Annotated in this window: 1 protein-coding gene; it reads left to right on the top strand. The window is 40.8% G+C overall.

The features are described 5' to 3' along the window. A partial coding sequence (locus VBE63_RS30030; protein WP_323686623.1) for an IS630 family transposase occupies window positions 1-1,091 on the top strand: 1,091 nt, incomplete at its 5' end. Window positions 1,092-1,126: the final 35 nt, after the last annotated feature.

Below are 1,126 nucleotides of genomic sequence, written 5' to 3'. Positions count from 1 at the left end.
TGGTAAAATGTCGTGCTCAGCATTTTGAAAGATTAACTTTTATTGGTTTAGGCTTAAATATGGAATACGAACGCATTCAGAATTGTCCGCTTTCAGACGAAGATCGTGCCAAGCTAAAACAGATCATGCATGGAAATGATTCGTCTGTTGTGCGGAGGCGAGCTCACGCCATTATTCTTCTTTTTAGAGATCACCGTACATTTGATGATGTAGCTGAAATTTTTGATGTTCATGTAAATACGCCCCGGAACTGGGCTGAACGCTGGGTCTACCATGGGATTGATGGGCTATACGATCAGCCTGGACGTGGAGCGAAACCAATGTTTGAGCCATGGGAAGAAAAAATGATCCTCGGTTATGTTGAAGAAGAACCAAGATCACTGCGCTCAGTTGCCCAAAAAGTAGAAAAATATCTCGGCAAAAAAGTGGGCATTGAAACATTGCGCAGCATTGTGAAGAAGCACGGCAAAATTTGGAAGAGGGAGCGAAAAAACCCGAAAAAACAGCCACCTGCGGAAAAATACGAAAAAGGAAAAGCTGATCTAAAAGAGCTTAAGCAAATGGCAGCTGACGGAGAATTTTCACTAGTCTATTTTGACGCATCCGGATTTTCTTTAACCCCTGAAATACCCTATGCATGGCAGAATATCGGGCGCGATGGAACCATTGGCATTCCAACATCAAAATCAAGAAGGATAAATGTAGTCGGTTTCTTGAATCCAGCTTTAGGCCAGCTTAAATCGCACTTAAAGACAGGCTCTGTTGATAGCGATTTTATCATTCAAGTAATGGATGACTATTGCGAAACAATGGCGGGGCCAACCGTAGCTGTATTAGATAATGCATCAGTTCATGTCAGTCGCGCTGTAACCGAGAAACTAGACGAGTGGGAGAAGCGTGGCTTGACGCTCTATTTTTTGCCAACTTATTCACCGCAATTAAACCTCATTGAAATTCTTTGGCGCAAAATTAAATACGAATGGATGCCAATATCAGCATATACAGACTTTAATTCACTAGAGTCAAGATTAAGGGATATTTTATTCACATACGGAAAAGAACATGTAATAAATTTCCAATACTCAATTTGATTTTTGCTTTACAGATAATTCAAAAGGAGCACTTA

It is taken from the genome of Lamprobacter sp. (genome assembly GCF_034860625.1).
Classification (GTDB): Bacteria; Pseudomonadota; Gammaproteobacteria; order Chromatiales; family Chromatiaceae; genus Lamprobacter.
The sequence above is the reverse complement of the archived record's forward strand: the minus strand, read 5'-3'. Positions and strand labels throughout refer to the sequence as shown.